Source organism: Rothia sp. HMSC069D01, assembly GCF_001810135.1.
GTDB lineage: Bacteria > Actinomycetota > Actinomycetes > Actinomycetales > Micrococcaceae > Rothia.
In genome coordinates this window covers 1-17,442 of the sequence record NZ_KV800085.1, presented here as the reverse complement: position 1 = coordinate 17,442, position 17,442 = coordinate 1, and the positions used below count along the sequence as shown (strand labels likewise).

The window sequence follows — 17,442 nt, the reverse complement described above, 5'->3', positions numbered from 1 at the left end:
TAAATGCAGGATATTGCAAATTTGCTTTTCAAATGCAGAAAATGTGACCATATTCATTTTTGCACCGCACTGCATACTTTCCCTAGTAAATATATTTTCGCTCCAGAATTTTTATGCACACTTCGGGGCTAGTCACCCGGCGAACTCAAAAACAGTGCTGAAAATATATAGTGTGACGCTCGGCTCTCTCTTTGAGTCAGGGTGAACCATAAGTAGCATCTGTAGCGCCAAATAACCCTCGGGGCATGACCTGCACACAGCGCAAGCACCCCGCAAAATGCTACGGTAAGGGTGCTTTATAAACACTTCGTCACCAACTGAGCTGTCCGAGTGAACGCCCCAGCATCACACATATCAAGGGCATCATCACAACGACCAGGTGACCACACAGGAAGAAGGCATGACATGCTCTCTGAGAAGTCCCGCCCCATTATTGAGGCAACGCTGCCCATTATCGCTGAGCGCATCAACGACATCACCCCCGACTTCTACCGTCGAATGTTTGCTGCCCGCCCCGACCTGATGGACGGCATGTTCTCCCGCTCCTCTCAGCTCGAAGGCACCCAGCCCCGCGCACTGGCTGGCTCCATCGCAGTATTCGCTTCCTACATTGTCGAGCACCCGGACTCCTACCCGGACGAGGTCCTCTCCCGCGTGGCCCACAAGCACGCATCCCTGGGCCTGAAGGAAGAAGAGTACCCCACCGTCTACAAGTACCTCTTCGAGGCAATCGCCGCTAACCTCGGCGACCTGGCAACCCCCGAAATCGTTGAGGCATGGACCGAGGTCTACTGGCTCATGGGCAACGCCCTCATCAAGCTGGAGAAGGGCCTGTACGCTTCCCAGGCAAACGACGTCATGTTCGCACCCTTCAAGCTCGTTGACCGCAAGGAGACCGGTGAGAACGTCGTAGTTCTGACCTTCGAGCCCGCCGACGAGACCCCCATGACCGAGTCCAAGGGCGGCCAGTACATCTCCATCGTCGTTCCCGCACGTGACGGCCTGCGCCAGGCACGCCAGTACACCCTGCTGCCCAGCGAAAAGAACCAGCGCCGCATCGCTGTGAAGCTCGACCCCAACGGCGAGATGACCTCCATCCTGCACGAGCTGGAAGTCGGCGCAGTCGTCGAAATCTCCAACCCCTACGGTGACCTGACCCTGGAAGGCTTTGGCGACCCCCAGGCACCCCTGTACCTCTTCTCCGCAGGCATCGGCACCACCCCCATGCTCAGCTTCCTCTCCGAGCTGGCGGAGAAGGGCTCCGAGCGCCCCGTGACCGTGGTCCACGCAGACCGCCGCCTGGACACCTGGCCCCTGCGCGAAGAGCTCACCGAGCTCGTCGGCAAGCTGCCCAACGCACGCCTCGTCTCCTTCATCGAGGGCGAAGGCGGCGACTTCACCGGTCGCGTCGACGTCTCCAAGCTGGATGTTCCCGCCAACGCTAACGTCTACCTCTGTGGCCCGCTGCCCTTCATGCAGGGCGTACGCTCCGCACTGGTGGAGGCAGGCGTTCCCGGCAAGAACATCAACTACGAAATCTTCGGCCCGGACCAGTGGATGCTCCACGACCAGGCACGCGAGGCGTAAAAACCCCGTAAGCCGGCTCGTCCGCTAGGTTTCTTGGAACTTAATAAAAAGATCCCGCCCGCAGAAACAATCTGCGGGCGGGATCTTTATATTTCAACTGCTCAAAGAGCAGAAGAGAGAATGTCTACGAAAGACTAGGCCTGGCGAACCAGAGCCAGAACCTCGTCGCGGACGCGCTCCATAGTCGCAACATCCGGTGCCTCAAGGTTCAGGCGAAGGAAAGGCTCGGTGTTCGAAGGACGCAGGTTAACCCACCAACCCTCTTCAGTGTTGGTGAAGGTGGTGCCGTCGGAGTCCTCAACAACCACGGGAGCGTTAGCGTAGTGTGCACGCACGCGGTCCACAGCGGCAGCCTTGTCTTCAATCTCGGAGTTAATCTCACCGGAAGCAACGTACGGGGAGTACTTCGCGCTGATCTCGGAGAGAGGCTCATCGCTACCACCCAGAGCAGCCAGCACGTGCATTGCAGCGAGCATGCCGGTGTCTGCGTTGAAGAAGTCCTTGAAGTAGTAGTGAGCGGAGTGCTCGCCACCGAAAACGCCGTTCTCCTTGGCCATAACAGCCTTGATGAAGGAGTGGCCCACGCGGGTCTTCACTGCGCGGCCGCCCAGCTTCTCAACCAGCTCAGGAACAGCCTTCGAGGTGATCAGGTTGTAGATGATGACGGGCTCTTCGTTACCCTCTGCCTTCGCACGAGCAATCTCGCGCTCAGCAACCAGAGCGGTCACAGCGGAAGGAGTGACAGGCTCACCCTTCTCGTCGATGACGAAGCAGCGGTCAGCGTCACCGTCAAATGCCAGACCAATGTCAGCACCGTGCTCAACAACAGCCTTCTGCAGGTCAACCAGGTTAGCCGGCTCCAGCGGGTTAGCCGGGTGGTTCGGGAAGGTGCCGTCCAGCTCGAAGTACAGGGGAACGATTTCCAGGGGCAGGCCCGGCAGGATGGTGTCGCCCAGAACAGCGGGAGTGGTCATACCACCCATGCCGTTACCAGCGTCAACAACAACCTTCAGGGGGCGGATGGAAGACAGATCAACCAGCTTGCGCAGGTACTCTGCGTAAGGCTTGAGAATGTCCTTCTCAGAAACGGTGCCAACCTTCTCAACCGAAGGAATCTCGCCCGAATCCAGGTACTTCTGAGCCAGGTCGCGAATATCGAACAGACCGGACTCGGAAGACAGAGGAACAGCGCCAGCCTTAGCCATCTTCATGCCGTTGTACTCTGCGGGGTTGTGGCTAGCGGTGAAGGTAACACCGGCAGCGTTCTCAACGCCACATGCGAAGTACAGAACGTCAGTGGAGATCAGACCGATCTTCTCAACATTTGCACCGCGAGCGGTTGCACCCTGGGCGAATGCATCCATGAATTCGGGGGAGGAGGGGCGCATGTCGCCGCCGACCAGAATGGTCTGGCCCTCCAGGCCCAGAACGTCTACGAAAGCCGCGCCAGTAGCGCGAACAGTCTCTGCGGTAATGGTTTCGCCGACGATGCCACGCACGTCGTACGCTTTGAATGAGTCATGTAGATTAATAGTAGTCACGCCTTTTATTTTAGCGGTAAAGAAGTGCAAGTAGCCTCTATAATGGGCTGGTAAAACCTTATAAATTCCGCTGAATGTATGGGTTTTTTATCACGTCACTTGCTTCAAATAACTCACGTCGAGAGGTATTTTCCCCCATGGGTGAGATTTTTTCCCTAAAAAACCAGATTCAGAATTATGCGTGGGGTTCCCGCGAAATTCTCGGACGCATGCGTGGCGTGCCCGTACCCACCGAGCAGCCCGAGGCTGAGGTGTGGGTTGGTGCGCATCCGGCTGCTCCCTCCCGCGCAACCGTTGACGGCACCGAGTCCCCGCTCAACGAACTGATTCAGGCTGAGCCCTCCCGTTTCCTGCGCCCGGACCGTACCTCCGACTGGTTCCCTTTCCTCTTTAAGATCCTTGCGATTGATGCACCCCTGTCGATTCAGGTGCACCCCACCCCTGAGCAGGCTATTGCTGGCTTCGAGGACGAGCAGGCACGCGGCATCGCGATTGATGCACCGCACCGCAACTACAAGGATCGCTACTCCAAGCCCGAAACCGTTATTGCGCTGACCCCGATGCGTGTGCTCACCGGTGTGCGCCCCGTCGAGCAGCTCAAGACCCTGGCCGCCGCATTCGGTGCCGCCTGGCTGGCCGAGCGTGCCGAGCTCAGCCCCAAGCAGCTGCTGACCGAGATCATTCGCATGCCCGAAGAGACCGCCACCGCGGCTGTTGAGCAGCTTGTCGAGGCGGCAGCACAGCTGACCGACTCCGAAAACGCTGCTATTGCTGATGCCGCGGAGCTCGTGCAGATCGTTGCCGGCAAGTACCCCGGCGACCGCGGTCTGCTCGTAGCATTCGTCATGAACCTGGTACACCTGGCACCGGGTGAATCCGCCTTTACCCCCGACGGTCAGGTGCACGCCTACGTCTCCGGTACCGCTATTGAGCTGATGAACCCCTCCGATAACGTGATGCGCGCGGGTCTGACTGCAAAGCACATCGACACCGAGGAGCTCATCAAGGTTCTCGGCGAAAGCCAGGACGCCCCCGTGATTCAGCGACCCACCCCCGATAACGCACCCGTGGGCACCTATGCCATGTGGGATGCGCGCATGAGCGTAACCCGCATCCGCGTTGAAGAGGGCAAGCCGCAGGAATACACCTTCGAGGGTATTAGTGCCGCACTGAGCGTATCCGGTGAAATCACCATTCACGCGGCAGACGGCAACGGCTCCGAAGAGTTCGTGCTGGGCGCCACCGAGTCGGTACTGCACGTGGGTGAGCCCTCCGAGGCAACCTTGAGCGGTAATGGCGAGCTGTACATTGCTTCTTATGTTTAGGAAATAATCCTCGATAACTAAAACTTCTAGACAGTTATAATCTAGCCAGATATAAGGAGTGTCGAAAGATACATCAAGACTGGCACATAATAAAGAATCCACGTTCTTCCCTGTATTTATTCAGACCGGGAAGGCGTGGATTTTTTATGCCCCGAATATGGGATGCAGGGGATATTTTTGTGTCTACCCTGCACAGTGTGTTCTGAGTAACCTATAATTGGTCTTATAAATATGCGTATACCTGTGCCTTTATGCACCTCTTCCTCAGGTACGCAGCCCCAAACTGCTAGGAGAACACTGTGAAGATCATCCTCACCGTCACAGGCATCGACCACGAAGGCATCATCGCTGCCGTGACCGCAACCCTCGCCGAGCGTAAGGTCAACGTCCTCGACGTCTCCCAGACCATCATGGGCGAATACTTCACCATGATCATGCACTGCTCCTTCGACGAAGCGCAGCAGAACCTCATCGATCTGCAGGAAGCCATGATCGGTGTCGAACACGAACAGAAGGTGCAGATTCGCATCCAGGCAGAATCCATCTTCAAAGCAATGCACGCCATCTAGGGCTCCACTGATGCGCAACACCAATATTCTAGAAACCATCCGAATGATCGAGGAGCAGAAGCTCGACATTCGCACCGTCACCATGGGCATCTCCCTGCTCGACTGCGCCGACTCCGACGGCGAAGTAGCCCGCCGCAAAATCTACGACAAGATCACCAACCGCGCCGCAAACCTCGTCAGCGTCTGCGAAGGTATCGAAGCTGAGCTCGGCATCCCGATCGTCAACAAGCGCATCGCCGTCACCCCCATCGCGCTGGTGGCAGGCGCCTCCGGCGACGAGGACTACGTAGAGTTCGCTCGTACCCTCGACGCAGCTGCGAAGGCAGTCGGCGTGAACTTCGTCGGCGGCTTCAGCGCCCTCGTCGATAAGGGCATGACCCCCGCCGACGAGAAGCTGATTCGCTCCATCCCGCGAGCGCTCGCAGAAACCGACGCGGTCTGCTCCTCCGTAGACATCGGATCCTCCCGAGCCGGCATTAACATGAGCGCAGTCAAGCTCATGGGTGAGACCATCCGCGCCACCGCAGACCTGACCGCGGATGCACACGGCTTCGGCTGCGCCAAGCTCGTCGTCTTCGCGAACGCCGTCAGCGACAACCCCTTCATGGCGGGCGCATTCCACGGTGTTCAGGAGGCAGACACCACCATCTCCGTGGGTGTCTCCGGCCCCGGCGTGGTACACCGCGCCCTGCAGAAGGTCCGCGGCGAATCCTTCGACACTTGTGCAGAAGAAATCAAGAAGGCAGCCTTCAAGATTACCCGCGTTGGCCAGCTGGTCGGTACCCTCGCCGCTGAACGCCTTGGCGTGCAGTTCAACATTATCGACCTCTCCCTGGCGCCCACCGCAGAGATTGGCGACTCGGTCGCACACATCCTCGAGGAAATGGGTCTGGAAACCGTCGGTACCCACGGTACCGTTGCGGCACTCGCGTTGCTCAACGACGCGGTGAAGAAGGGTGGCCTCATGGCGTGCTCAAATGTCGGCGGCCTCTCCGGGTCCTTCATCCCGATCTCTGAGGACATCGGCATGATTGAATCCGCAGCCGCCGGACACATCAGCCTCGATAAGCTTGAAGCGATGACCGCCATCTGCTCGGTGGGCCTGGACATGGTCGCGGTTCCCGGCGACACCCCCGCCGCGACCCTCGCCGCAATGATTGCCGACGAGGCAGCAATCGGCGTGATGAACCACAAGACCACCGCGGTTCGCGTCATCCCGGCGGTCGGCCTGGGCGTAGGCGACATGGTCGAATTTGGTGGCCTGCTCGGTCGAGCACCCGTCATGCCCACCCACACCCCCAGCGCGGAGGCGTTCATCGCCCGCTGCGGTCGTATTCCGTCGCCGGTTCACGGTTTCCGCAACTAAGCTCGAGCCCACAACTAAGCTCTAGGGGCGCTGAGAACCAATAGAAAAGGGGAGGCGCCGAAGATTATCTCTTCGGTGCCTCCCCTTTGTGCTGTACCCCTTTGTGCTGTATAAGCTACCAAGAAGCTACTGATACACGAAACGGCTCATCAACGCCTCAAGCGCCAGACGCGCATTCGCGTTCGTCCGCAGGCGGCGCAGAGTCAGCTCGACCGCCTGCACATCCTCCAGCAGCTGCTGGGCGGAACGGCGGGTGCAGAACGCCTCCAGGAGCTCACGCAAATGCTCATTGACCAGCGGAGCCTGAGCCGACAGTGCCACCGTCAACGCATCACGCAGAACCGTCTGAACCTGCGCCACGGAACGCAGCAGCGTATCGGATGAAACGCGCTTAGCGCGGCGCTTCTGCTGCTCCTCCAAGCGGCGAACCTGCGCTCGTAGAGACGGCGAAACACGCTCACCCTCGCGAATACCCAGCAGTGCCAGAAGCTCCTGGCGTTCCTGCTCATCCTTGAGAGCGGCGACAGCCTGTGCGTCCTGGTCGGCAAGGTCGGTGAGCTTCTCGGCTGCGTTGAAAGCCGAAGAAATAGAACGAACATTCAGAATCAGGGAGGTAATCAGCTCCCGACGAGCCATCGCCTGCTCATCGGTCGCCAGACGGTACCCCTCCTGCGCATCACCCAGAGCCAGACGCGCCGCACGCTGCGCCAAAGGATCAGCCACACCGTGCGCCAGCAGATACTCGTGCACCTGCGCATCGGTGGGAACCGGCAACTGCACCGGACGGCACCGCGAACGAATCGTCACCAGCACATCGGTGGGGGAGGGCGCCGTCAACAACCAAATCGTATGCGGCGGCGGCTCCTCAATCGCCTTCAGCAGCACATTGGAGGTACGCTCCGGCATGCGTTCGGTGTCCTCCACCAGAATCACGCGCCAGCGACCTACGGTCGGGCGGTCCTGAGCCTTCATGACCAGCTCGCGCGCCTCATCAATGCTGATGTGCGTCGCCTCGGTACTAAAGTGCGTAAAATCTGCGTGCGAACCGTTCATGACGGTCACGCAGCCTTTGCACTGGCCGCATCCGCGGTTCTGCGGGTCGGGCTGCTCGCACAGTAGCGCGGCAGCGAAAATTTTTGCAGCCTCACGGTGAGGCGCACCGATCGCGCCCGTGAAAAGCCAAGCGTGCGTGGGGCGGGCGGCAGCGGCATCCGTGCGTAGTTGCTGGAGCTTATCGGCGGGAATCAGCAGGGTATCCCAGAGGCTCATGAGTCCTCCTGACCGGTGCGGACCAGTTCGCGGGCGGCAAGCAGAGGCTCAATCACCTCAAGCACGCGCGCGTGCACCTCATCAATTGTGCCCACACCATCAATGATGCGGTGCGAACCGTTAGCGTCCTCGCGGGCGATCTGCTCGAACGCACCGTGAATGCGGGCCTTGAACGCGGCGCCTTCAGCCTCAATACGGTCGACGGTGCCGCGCTGGTCCATGCGTTCCTGCTCGGCGCTCAACGGCACACTCAGCAGTAGGGTCGCGTCGGGCACCAGATTGGCGGTAGCCCAGCGGCTCAAATCGACGATGGTTTCAATACCCAGATCACGGCCAACACCCTGGTACGCGGCGGAAGAATCAATATAGCGGTCACTGAGCACGATGGCGCCCTCAGCGAGCGCCGGGCGAATCAGCTGGGAAGCGTGAGCCGCGCGGGATGCCGCAAAGATTAGCGCCTCGGTGCGGTCGTCAATAGTGCCCTGACCCGCTTCAAGGACGAGGGCACGCAGCTTTTCGCCAATCTCGGTGCCGCCGGGTTCGCGGGTGGTGATGACACGGTATCCGCGGTCGCGTAGTGCTTCATCCAGCAGAGCGAGCTGGGTGGTTTTGCCGGCGCCGTCGCCTCCTTCAACCACGATAAAAAGCCCGCGGCGACCGGTCGGGTCGGCGGGAAGATTCTGCGCATCGGGGGTGTAGCTGAGAGTATCCATCACTTCTTAAGGGTACCGGGTCTGCCCAAATCCTCGGTGTGGCTTTGGCGACGGTTCTGAACAACGCTGAGTGTGCCTGTAGGTAAAAAACATGTAAATCCTGTCCTCTGTTACCGGCGTGGGCGTGCGTTCTGGGCGCGGGTGTGCCAGGCTTAAAGACATGAGTGCAGATAACCACGACATGAATTACTCCGCAGAGACCTTCGTCGTCTCTGGCGGCCGCCCGGCACACGAGCATGACGCGCCGGTGAACCCTCCGATTGTTCTTTCTTCCACCTACCGCGGTGTGGACGCCGTCAATATTGAGCAGGACCGCGTGTACGCCCGCTTCTCGAACCCCACCTGGGAGGGCATGGAAGAGGTTGTGGCAAAGCTGGAGAACGCTACCCAGCCCGGTCTGCTGTTCCCCTCCGGTATGGCTGCTGTCGCTGCTGTCATCGACCTGGTGCCGGTTGGTTCCATCGTTCTGATTCCTAAGCACGCATACATGGCGTCGGTGACCCTGTGCAAGGATTTGGAACGCCGCGGCATCATTGAGCTTGTTCGCGTGGACATTGAAGACACCGAGAGCGTTATCGCCGCTATGGAGGATGCCGCATCCCGCACCGGCGTGACCCCGGAGAACGTGAACTACTCGGAGCCGAAGGTCCTGGCGTGGCTGGAGAGCCCCACGAACCCGATGCTTGAGGTTGCTGACCTGCCTGCCCTGCTTTCTGCTGCTCGCCGCTTGGGCATTGTGACCGCGGTGGATAACACCTTCGCAACCCCGATTCTGCAGCGTCCCCTGGATCTGGGTGCAGACGTAGTGGTTCACTCCGCTACGAAGTTCCTTGCGGGCCACTCAGATGTGCTGCTGGGTATGGCTCTGACCTCGAACGAGGAGCTGTACAAGGCGATGCGTCACCACCGCATCACCAACGGCGCAATCCCCGGTCCGGTGGAGGCGTGGCTTGGTTTGCGCGGTCTGCGCACCCTGGCGCTGCGCGTGGAGCGTGCTGTAGAGAACGCGCAGGTTCTTGCAGAGCGCCTGAGTGAGCACCCCTTCGTGACTGAGGTGCGTTACCCGGGTCTGGAGAGCGACCGCGGTCATGAGGTTGCGAAGAAGCAGATGGACGATTTCGGTGCGATTTTGTGCGTCACCCTGGATACCGACGCATCGGGTGCCCGTAACGTCGTGGAGGCGTTGAAGCTGTGGACCCCGGCAACCTCTCTGGGCGGCGTGGAGTCTCTCGTGGAGCGTCGCCGTCGCCACGGTAACGAGCCGGATTCGATTCCCGAATCCCTGCTTCGCCTGTCGGTAGGTATTGAGAACGTCGATGACCTTTACAATGACTTGGTTGAGGCCTTTAAGGCTGTCCGCTAGGCACTTTGCTAGGGTTGTCTAGAGAAGCTGCTGATTCTAAGGAATACTATGTCTCCTATTCTGTTGGTCATCTATGTGACCACTCTTATCGATGTGCTACTGGCTGTTGCCGGCGCTGTGGTTGGTGTGCTGGCTTTTGTTCGTGCGTGGTCGTCTCCGGCTAACGCTTACGATTTTGCTGGTAAGCGCCCGAAGAACACGTGGCTGGCTTTGACCGGTGGTTCCGCTGCGGTGTCGCTGTTTAGCGTTTTTGCTGCGGTGACTGGCGGCGGTAATAGCGTGCTGATTCTTCAGCTGATTGCTGCTGTGATTAGCTGCGTGTTCCTGGCTGGTGTGTGGCCTTCGGTGGGTCGCCGCCGTTTCTAGCGTTAGCTTTTGCGCTCGCTTTGTGCGATAGATGGTGAAGCCTCGTGCGCTGTCTGACGGGTTTGTCCCGGTCGGATGGTGTGCGGGGCTTTTCCCTTTTCTGGCGGGGTTTTTGAGCCTTTCGTTCTGGTGGAAAAGACCCTTATAAATTTTTGGGAGAATGCATATTTTCTAGGCTCTAAGGCATGACAAACCGGCGGGTAAATGAAAAAATAGAGGTATGACTTACAAACTAGTACTCCTGCGCCACGGCCAGTCCGAGTGGAATGAAAAGAACCTGTTCACCGGTTGGGTGGACGTTAACCTGACCGATAAGGGCCGCGCTGAGGCTAAGCGCGGCGGCGAGCTGCTGGCAGAGCGCAACATCCTCCCCGATGTTGTTCACACCTCCCTGCAGCGTCGCGCAATCAACACCGCAAACCTTGCACTGGATGCAGCAGACCGTCTGTGGATTCCCGTCAAGCGCACCTGGCGCCTGAACGAGCGTCACTACGGTGCTCTGCAGGGTAAGAACAAGTCCGAGATCCGCGAGGAATACGGCGACGAGAAGTTCATGACTTGGCGTCGTTCCTACGACGTTCCGCCGCCCCCGCTGGACGACAACGACCCCTACTCGCAGGCAAACGACCCCCGCTACGCGGATGTTGAGAACGCTCCCCGCACCGAGTGCCTGAAGGACGTTCTGGGCCGTATGCTTCCCTACTGGGAGTCGGACATCAAGCCCGACCTCGCAGCAGGTAAGACCGTTCTGGTTGCTGCACACGGTAACTCCCTGCGTTCGCTGGTTAAGCACCTCGAGGGTATTTCCGATGAGGACATTGCTGGCCTGAACATCCCCACCGGTATTCCGCTGTACTACGAGCTGGATGAGAACTTCCAGCCCGTCAAGGCTGGCGAGTACCTGGACCCCGAGGCTGCTAAGGACGCTATTGCTGCCGTAGCAAACCAGGGCAAGTAATACCTCCGGCAGGGTTTCACCCCTGTCATTGTGATGAGCCGTCCACCGTTGAGGTGGGCGGCTCATTGCGTTCTCTGCAGGGTTTCTGCACGGGGAGCCTGTCTGAGAAGAGGGGCGTTCGCCCAAGTGCTGGGTATCGGCCACATTTATACTTATGGGGTACCCGAATGGAAGGGAAGTACATGGATGCCGGTCTGATCGCCTTTATTGCGGGCATGATAGGTCTGCTGGTGGGCGTCCTGAGCATGAACGCGGTGGCGCGTAGTGAGCGGGAGCAGGAGCGTAGCTTGGTGTCGGCGCCGGCGCTGCGTGATGGTGCCGCTCAGGTGCTTGCTGTGATTGGTCGTGCCTATCTGGTGATTGATGAGGTGGGCGGCGTGGTTCAGGCTTCTCCTGGTGCGTATGCGATGGGTTTGGTGCGTGGTCATACTGTGGCGTCTGATGAGTTGGCGGATATGATTCGCATGGTGCGTCATCGCGGTATTTTTGCGGAGCGTACTTTTGAAATTGACCGCGGTGAGGGTGAGGCGCTGGTGCTGGACGTTCGCGTGGCTTCTTTGGGTGACGAGTACATTCTGGTGCTCGCGGATGACCGCACTGAGATTTCTCGTGTGCAGCGTATGCGTAATGATTTTGTGGCGAATGTGTCGCATGAGTTGAAGACTCCGGTGGGTGCGGTGAGTCTGCTTGCGGAGGCTATTGAACAGGCGAGTGATGACCCGGAGGCTATCGAGTATTTTGTGGGTCGTCTACATAAGGAGACTCGCCGCCTCTCTGCGCTGGTGCGTGACATTATTGAGCTTTCGCGTTTGCAGTCGACCGACGTGATTGCGCGTGGTGGTCCGGTGTCGGTGCCTTCTTTGGTGGCTGATGCGGTGGACCGTTCGCATATTGTGGCGGAGGAGAAGGACATTCAGATTTCTACCCGCATCGAGGAGGTCCCCGAGGTGTACGGTGACGCCGAGCTGCTCGGTATTGCTGTGCAGAACCTGGTGGAGAACGCGGTGCGTTATTCGCCGGAGCATACGAAGGTGGATATTTGGGTGCATCGTGTGGCTGATCAGCTGCTGGTTGAGGTTGCTGATCAGGGCGTGGGTATCCCGGAGGACGAGCAGAAGCGTATTTTTGAGCGTTTTTACCGGGTTGATCCGGCTCGTTCGCGTCAGACGGGCGGCACTGGTTTGGGCTTGAGCATTGTGAAGCATGTGATGACTCAGCACGGTGGTAGCGTGACGGTTCGGTCGATGCCGCAGGAGGGCTCGACGTTTACGTTGGCGTTGCCGCTGAATGAGCCTCCGGCCGCAGTGTAGTGTTAGCGGTATAGGTTTTATGGAATCGAAGGAAGTTATTGATGTCTAAAATTCTGATTGTTGAGGACGAAGAGGCCCTCTCGGATCCCCTTGCGTTTTTGCTGGGTCGTGAGGGTTTCCAGACGATTGTTGTGGACAACGGTCTGGATGCTCTGCCGGTGTTTGACCGCGAGGGCGCGGATTTGGTGCTGCTGGATGTGATGCTTCCGGGCATGTCCGGTATGGAGGTGTGCCGTAAGCTGCGTGAGGTGTCTTCGGTCCCGATTATCATGCTGACCGCTAAGGACTCTGAGCTGGATAAGGTGCTCGGTCTGGAACTGGGCGCTGATGACTATGTGACGAAGCCGTATTCTGCGCGTGAGCTGATTGCTCGTATCCGCGCGGTGTTGCGTCGTCGTTCGGCGGAGACTGATTCTGCTACTGAGTCGGTGCTGCAGGGCGGCCCGGTGCGTATGGACATTGACCGCCACGTGGTGACGGTTAATGGTGAAGAGATTTCTATGCCGTTGAAGGAGTTTGAGCTCCTTGAGATTCTGCTGCGCAATGTGGGTCGTGTGATGACTCGTGGCCAGCTGATTGAGCGCGTGTGGGGGGCCGACTATGTGGGTGATACGAAGACCCTGGATGTGCATATTAAGCGTCTGCGTTCGAAGATTGAGCCGGATTCTTCTGCCCCGCAGTATGTGGTGACGGTTCGCGGCTTGGGCTATAAGTTCGAGGCGTAGGCGGGCTTGAGACTGATGAGTTCTGCTTCTGCGGCGAATACTGCTGTGATTGTTTTGGCGGCTGGTTCGGGTACTCGCCTGGGTGAGCCGATTCCGAAGGCTGCTGTGCGTGTGCATGGTCGTACCCTACTGGATTATGCGTTGGAGGGTGCGCTCGCTTCAGGTATTGCTGAGCATGTGGTGGTGACTGTTCCTGCTGATTGTTCGGCGAGTTGCCCGGAGCTTTTGGAGGATGCCCGCCGTGCCGGTGCGTTGATTACTACCGGTGGTGATACGCGTACTGCTTCGGTGGTTGCGGCGTTGGATGCTTTGAAGGATGCGCAGGTTCCGGTGAATTATGTGCTGATTCATGATTGCGCTCGTGCTTTTACTCCGCCGCAGGTGTATCACCGCGTGCTTGAGGGTTTGGGTTCTGAGAGCCCGCAGGGTATTGTGCGTGCGGTGATTCCTGTGTTGCCGGTGGTGGATACGGTGAAGACCGTGGATTCTGCTGGTTTGGTGACGGGTACTCCTTCGCGTGCGCAGATGCGTGCGGTGCAGACTCCTCAGGGTTTTGAGGTGGCTGCCCTGTTGGCGGCGCATGAGCGTAGCCGTTCCCTGCCTGCTGAGGAGGCTGAGCTGCTCACTGATGATGCGATGGCGATGGAGGCGGCGGGTGAGCCGGTGTTGACGGTTGCCGGTGATGCGGATGCGTTTAAGGTGACGACTCCGATGGATTTGCGGGTTGCTCGCGCGCTGTTTGGTGATTCTGCTGCCTAACCTTGCCGCCTAATGCCTCTTTTGCCGAGGCGTTGTTGCTGAGAAGATTTTTGATCGATTGAAGGGTCCTGTGATGACTGTTATTCCTCGTGTTGGTACCGGTGTTGATGTCCACGCTTTTGGTGAGGAGGGCACTCCTCTGTATATTGCTGGTCTGCATTGGCCGGGTGAGCGTGGTTTGAGCGGCCATTCTGATGGTGATGTGGTGGCTCATGCTGCCGCGGATGCTCTTTTTGCCGCCTCCGGCACGGGGGATTTGGGCTCTAATTTCGGTGTGGACCGCCCGGACATGAAGGGCGCTTCTGGCGTTCGTATTCTTTCTGAGGCTGCGGCGATTGTGCGTGCTGCTGGTTTTGAGATTGGTAATGTGAGCGTTCAGCTGGTGGGTAACCGCCCGAAGTTCTCTCCGCGCCGTGATGAGGCGAACCGCGTGCTGAGTGAGGCGGCGGGTGCTCCGGTGACGGTGATTGCGACGACTACTGATGGTTTGGGTTTGACTGGCCGCGGTGAGGGTGTGGCTGCTATTGCGACGGCGCTGGTGTATCCGCGTTCGTAGGTGTTTGGTTGCTTCGAGCCATTCTGTAACCTATCGCTGATTTACCGCCCCGGCGTTTGAACCGACCCCGTAGAATGAGAGTGTGACTATGCGTTTTTATGATTCAGCTTCCGCGACTATTCGTGAGTTTGAGCCCGTCGTGCCCGGTGAGGCGCGTATCTATTATTGTGGTGCTACGGTGCAGGGTGAACCGCATCTGGGCCACATCCGTTCGGCGTTGGTTTTTGACCAGTTGAGCCGTTGGATGCGTTACCGCGGTTTGAAGGTGACGACGGTCCGCAATGTTACTGATATTGACGACAAGATTTTGGCGAAGTCTGCTGAATCTATGGAGCCCGGTTTTGAGGGTGAGTTCCCGAATGAGCAGTGGTGGGCGCTCGCGTACCGTTTTGAGAAGGTTTTTGCTCAGGCGTATGCGGCGCTGGGTATTGATCCGCCGACGTATGAGCCGCGCGCGACCGGTCATATTCCGGAGATGTTTGCTCTGATTCAGCGTCTGATTGATCGTGGCCACGCGTATCCTGCGCTGGATGATTCTGGTGACGTGTATTTTGATGTGCGTTCGTGGGATAAGTATGGTGCGCTGACGAATCAGAGCGTTGAGGATATGCAGGATTCTGCGGATGCTGATCCGCGTGGTAAGCGTGACCCTCGCGATTTTGCCTTGTGGAAGGGCTATAAGGAGGGTGAGCCGCTGACTGCTTCGTGGGAGTCTCCGTGGGGTCGCGGCCGTCCGGGCTGGCACCTGGAGTGCTCGGCGATGGCTGGCAAGTACTTGGGTTCGCGTTTCGATATTCACGGTGGCGGTTTGGATTTGCGTTTCCCGCACCATGAGAATGAGCTGGCGCAGTCGACTGCTGCCGGTGATGATTTCGCGAACTTCTGGATGCATAACGGCATGGTCACCTATGAGGGTGAGAAGATGTCGAAGTCTATCGGTAATACGATTTCGCCGGCGCAGATGCTGCAGATGGCTCGTCCGCTGGTGGTTCGCTATTACCTGGGTAGTGCGCATTACCGTTCGATTCTTGATTACCGTCCGTCGTCTCTGCAGGAGGCGGCAACCGCTATTGAGCGTGTTGAGGCGTTCCTTGCTGCAACTCAGGATGTGCTGAAGCCGGGTCGTGAGGTTCCGGAGGCTTTTGCTGAGGCTATGGATGATGACGTGAATATTCCACGTGCTTTGGCGGTTCTGCATGAGCAGACTCGTGCGGGTAATGCTGCGCTTGCTGCTGGTGAGGATGCTTCGGAGGCGGCTAACGCTGTGATGGCTATGGCTGAGGTTCTGGGCCTGGCGCAGCTGATGAGTTTTAATGCTGAGGGTACTTCGGGTGCTGAGCATGAGGCTCTGGATGCGCTGATTCAGGCTGTGTTGGCGGAGCGTGCTGATGCTCGTGCTCAGAAGGATTGGGCGAAGGCTGATGCGATGCGTGATCTGTTGGCGTCTGCTGGTGTGCAGGTGAAGGATGGCGCGAATGGTTCGAGCTGGAGCGTTGGCTAGAGGGTGATGTGCCCCGCGTTTGTGCGTAAGGCTTAGGTCGCGCGGGTTTCTCTCGCGTAGACTCGTATTCATTACTTTGACGAAGGAAGAGAAGAATGGCTAAGGCAGGTTCGCGCCCGGGCGCTACCAGCAAGAAGAAGGGTGCTACTAAGGGCACTGGTGGTCACGGTCGTAAGGCGCTTGAGGGTAAGGGCCCTACTCCGAAGGCTGAGGACCGCGTTTATCACAAGGCGTATAAGATGAAGCGCGCGGCGGAGCGTCGTGCTGCTACCGGTACGAACCGTAAGTTCCAGACTCGTCTGGGCGGTAAGCGTGCTAGCGATGAGCTGGTGACTGGTCGTAATGCGGTGCTTGAGGCTCTGCGTACTGAGATTCCCTCGAAGCACTTGTACATCATGAGCCGTGTTGAGGTTGATGACCGCGTTCGCGAGATCATGACTATTGCGAATAAGCGCAATATTCCGATGCTGGAGATTCCGCGTAGCGAGCTGGATCGTTTGACTGATGGTTCTGTGCATCAGGGTGTTGCGATGCAGATTCCTCCGTACAAGTACCCGGACGCTACTGACCTGGTGCTGGATACTATGGAGCGTTGGCACTCGGGTAAGCTGTCGACTCCGCCGCTGTTTGTTGCTTTGGACGGTATTACTGATCCGCGTAACTTGGGTGCGATTATTCGTAGCGTGTCCGCGTTTAGCGGTGATGGCGTGATTATTCCTGAGCGTCGTTCGGCTGCTGTGACTGCTGGTGCGTGGAAGACTAGTGCTGGTGCGGCTGCTCGTATTCCTGTTGCGATGGCGACTAATCTGACTCGCGTGATTCAGCAGGCTAAGGAGCAGGGTATTTTCGTGATTGGTCTGGATGGCGGCGGCGATATTGAGTTGCCGGCTCTGGAGCTTGCGAATGAGCCGCTGTGCGTGGTGGTTGGTTCTGAGGGTAAGGGTCTGTCCCGCCTGGTGACTGAGAACTGCGATCAGATTGTGTCGATTCCGATTGATTCTGCGATGGAGTCTTTGAACGCGGCGATGGCTGTGGGTATTACTCTGTACGATGTTTCTCGTCGTCGCGCTTCCGCGAACTAAAGTTTTGAAGCTAGCGAGCTACAGCCTGTAGCTCTGTAGTTTGAATAAGGAGGGCGCCCCCGTGAGGGGTGCCCTCCTTTTCTGTGCTCTTCTGCGCTCTCCCCATATGTAGGTGCTCATATATAGGGAGGTGCAGAACGGGGGAGTGCAGCGGTACAGAAATACGGCGGTATGAAATACAGAGATGGGGGAGGGGCGGAGCCCCTCTTCCCATCTTTTCTTCCCGTCTTCTCTTCCTATCTTCTTGATGCTGAGGGGCTCTTCTGCCCTTCTATATGGGCTCTATAGGGAGCTTCTGCAGGTTTTCGAGGTCTTTTGAAGGTTTTTAAACTTTTTTTGAAGAACTTTCGGGAGGCTTATCCTGCGTTGACTAGGGGTTTTGCTGTTCTGTTTAGGTCAGGATGAACCTAAACCCCCGTATTTGTGGTCTACTTCACCCATTTTCGGGTTGC

General features: G+C 58.2%; 16 protein-coding genes. 13 read left to right on the top strand and 3 right to left on the bottom strand.

Going from position 1 to position 17,442, the window contains the following annotated elements; translation table 11 throughout:
- Window positions 1-405: 405 nt before the first annotated feature.
- Window positions 406-1,587: an FAD-binding oxidoreductase gene (locus tag HMPREF2710_RS02155; protein ID WP_070599279.1), complete on the top strand. Its 1,182-nt coding sequence runs from the start codon at window positions 406-408 to the stop codon at window positions 1,585-1,587.
- A gap of 134 nt (window positions 1,588-1,721) precedes the next feature.
- On the opposite strand, the gene HMPREF2710_RS02150 is transcribed toward HMPREF2710_RS02155, so the two are convergent.
- On the bottom strand, window positions 1,722-3,128 hold the full coding sequence (locus HMPREF2710_RS02150) for a phosphomannomutase/phosphoglucomutase (protein ID WP_049358231.1): 1,407 nt from the start codon (window positions 3,126-3,128) through the stop codon (window positions 1,722-1,724).
- Window positions 3,129-3,265: 137 nt separating this feature from the next.
- On the opposite strand from HMPREF2710_RS02150, the gene manA reads away from it, so the two are divergent.
- The 3 genes from manA (at window position 3,266) to HMPREF2710_RS02135 (ending at window position 6,388) form a co-directional block, all read left to right on the top strand.
- Window positions 3,266-4,453: a mannose-6-phosphate isomerase, class I gene (manA, locus tag HMPREF2710_RS02145; RefSeq protein WP_070599277.1), complete on the top strand. Its 1,188-nt coding sequence runs from the start codon at window positions 3,266-3,268 to the stop codon at window positions 4,451-4,453.
- A 299-nt stretch (window positions 4,454-4,752) separates the two neighbouring features.
- On the top strand, window positions 4,753-5,022 hold the full coding sequence (locus HMPREF2710_RS02140) for an ACT domain-containing protein (RefSeq protein ID WP_049340339.1): 270 nt from the start codon (window positions 4,753-4,755) through the stop codon (window positions 5,020-5,022).
- 10 nt (window positions 5,023-5,032) lie between these two features.
- Window positions 5,033-6,388, top strand: a complete 1,356-nt coding sequence (locus tag HMPREF2710_RS02135; protein ID WP_070599275.1) for a PFL family protein — start codon at window positions 5,033-5,035, stop codon at window positions 6,386-6,388.
- Window positions 6,389-6,514: 126 nt separating this feature from the next.
- Here HMPREF2710_RS02135 and HMPREF2710_RS02130 read toward each other — a convergent pair whose 3' ends face one another.
- Together HMPREF2710_RS02130 and tmk are read right to left on the bottom strand one after the other, a co-directional pair.
- Complete coding sequence (locus HMPREF2710_RS02130; RefSeq protein ID WP_070599273.1) at window positions 6,515-7,657, bottom strand: DNA polymerase III subunit delta'; 1,143 nt, start codon at window positions 7,655-7,657, stop codon at window positions 6,515-6,517.
- Window positions 7,654-8,370: a dTMP kinase gene (gene tmk, locus HMPREF2710_RS02125; RefSeq protein ID WP_083303475.1), complete on the bottom strand. Its 717-nt coding sequence runs from the start codon at window positions 8,368-8,370 to the stop codon at window positions 7,654-7,656. Before tmk ends, HMPREF2710_RS02130 begins: the two co-directional genes overlap by 4 nt.
- 160 nt (window positions 8,371-8,530) lie before the next feature.
- Between tmk and HMPREF2710_RS02120 the strand changes: the two genes are divergently transcribed.
- The 9 genes from HMPREF2710_RS02120 to rlmB all read left to right on the top strand — a co-directional run bounded on the left by HMPREF2710_RS02120 (window position 8,531) and on the right by rlmB (window position 16,990).
- Window positions 8,531-9,733 (top strand): trans-sulfuration enzyme family protein, encoded by a 1,203-nt coding sequence (locus tag HMPREF2710_RS02120; protein ID WP_070599271.1) that lies wholly within the window; start codon window positions 8,531-8,533, stop codon window positions 9,731-9,733.
- A 48-nt stretch (window positions 9,734-9,781) separates the two neighbouring features.
- On the top strand, window positions 9,782-10,099 hold the full coding sequence (locus HMPREF2710_RS02115; protein WP_049340347.1) for a DUF2516 family protein: 318 nt from the start codon (window positions 9,782-9,784) through the stop codon (window positions 10,097-10,099).
- A gap of 220 nt (window positions 10,100-10,319) precedes the next feature.
- A complete protein-coding gene (locus HMPREF2710_RS02110; RefSeq protein WP_012904159.1) occupies window positions 10,320-11,057 on the top strand; it encodes a phosphoglyceromutase in 738 nt (245 codons plus the stop codon).
- A gap of 167 nt (window positions 11,058-11,224) precedes the next feature.
- Window positions 11,225-12,367 carry a sensor histidine kinase gene (locus HMPREF2710_RS02105; RefSeq protein ID WP_239665180.1) on the top strand — a complete coding sequence of 381 codons (1,143 nt, stop codon included), beginning with the start codon at window positions 11,225-11,227 and terminating at the stop codon, window positions 12,365-12,367.
- A gap of 41 nt (window positions 12,368-12,408) precedes the next feature.
- Window positions 12,409-13,092 (top strand): response regulator transcription factor, encoded by a 684-nt coding sequence (locus HMPREF2710_RS02100; protein ID WP_005507150.1) that lies wholly within the window; start codon window positions 12,409-12,411, stop codon window positions 13,090-13,092.
- A 15-nt stretch (window positions 13,093-13,107) separates the two neighbouring features.
- Window positions 13,108-13,851 carry a 2-C-methyl-D-erythritol 4-phosphate cytidylyltransferase gene (gene ispD, locus HMPREF2710_RS02095; RefSeq protein WP_070599268.1) on the top strand — a complete coding sequence of 248 codons (744 nt, stop codon included), beginning with the start codon at window positions 13,108-13,110 and terminating at the stop codon, window positions 13,849-13,851.
- A gap of 73 nt (window positions 13,852-13,924) precedes the next feature.
- On the top strand, window positions 13,925-14,407 hold the full coding sequence (gene ispF / locus HMPREF2710_RS02090) for a 2-C-methyl-D-erythritol 2,4-cyclodiphosphate synthase (protein WP_005509302.1): 483 nt from the start codon (window positions 13,925-13,927) through the stop codon (window positions 14,405-14,407).
- Window positions 14,408-14,489: 82 nt separating this feature from the next.
- Window positions 14,490-15,908 (top strand): cysteine--tRNA ligase, encoded by a 1,419-nt coding sequence (cysS, locus tag HMPREF2710_RS02085; RefSeq protein ID WP_049358237.1) that lies wholly within the window; start codon window positions 14,490-14,492, stop codon window positions 15,906-15,908.
- A gap of 95 nt (window positions 15,909-16,003) precedes the next feature.
- Window positions 16,004-16,990, top strand: coding sequence for a 23S rRNA (guanosine(2251)-2'-O)-methyltransferase RlmB (rlmB, locus tag HMPREF2710_RS02080; RefSeq protein ID WP_005507146.1), 987 nt, complete (start codon window positions 16,004-16,006; stop codon window positions 16,988-16,990).
- Window positions 16,991-17,442: the final 452 nt, after the last annotated feature.

Coding starts and splice junctions, on each gene's coding strand:
- HMPREF2710_RS02155 (WP_070599279.1), top strand. CDS start 406: ATGCTCTCTGAGAAGTCCCGCCCCATTATTGAGGCAACGCTGCCCATT.
- manA (WP_070599277.1), top strand. CDS start 3,266: ATGGGTGAGATTTTTTCCCTAAAAAACCAGATTCAGAATTATGCGTGG.
- HMPREF2710_RS02135 (WP_070599275.1), top strand. CDS start 5,033: ATGCGCAACACCAATATTCTAGAAACCATCCGAATGATCGAGGAGCAG.
- HMPREF2710_RS02130 (WP_070599273.1), bottom strand. CDS start 7,657: ATGAGCCTCTGGGATACCCTGCTGATTCCCGCCGATAAGCTCCAGCAA.
- tmk (WP_083303475.1), bottom strand. CDS start 8,370: ATGGATACTCTCAGCTACACCCCCGATGCGCAGAATCTTCCCGCCGAC.
- HMPREF2710_RS02120 (WP_070599271.1), top strand. CDS start 8,531: ATGAGTGCAGATAACCACGACATGAATTACTCCGCAGAGACCTTCGTC.
- HMPREF2710_RS02115 (WP_049340347.1), top strand. CDS start 9,782: ATGTCTCCTATTCTGTTGGTCATCTATGTGACCACTCTTATCGATGTG.
- HMPREF2710_RS02110 (WP_012904159.1), top strand. CDS start 10,320: ATGACTTACAAACTAGTACTCCTGCGCCACGGCCAGTCCGAGTGGAAT.
- HMPREF2710_RS02105 (WP_239665180.1), top strand. CDS start 11,225: ATGGAAGGGAAGTACATGGATGCCGGTCTGATCGCCTTTATTGCGGGC.
- HMPREF2710_RS02100 (WP_005507150.1), top strand. CDS start 12,409: ATGTCTAAAATTCTGATTGTTGAGGACGAAGAGGCCCTCTCGGATCCC.
- ispD (WP_070599268.1), top strand. CDS start 13,108: ATGAGTTCTGCTTCTGCGGCGAATACTGCTGTGATTGTTTTGGCGGCT.
- ispF (WP_005509302.1), top strand. CDS start 13,925: ATGACTGTTATTCCTCGTGTTGGTACCGGTGTTGATGTCCACGCTTTT.
- rlmB (WP_005507146.1), top strand. CDS start 16,004: ATGGCTAAGGCAGGTTCGCGCCCGGGCGCTACCAGCAAGAAGAAGGGT.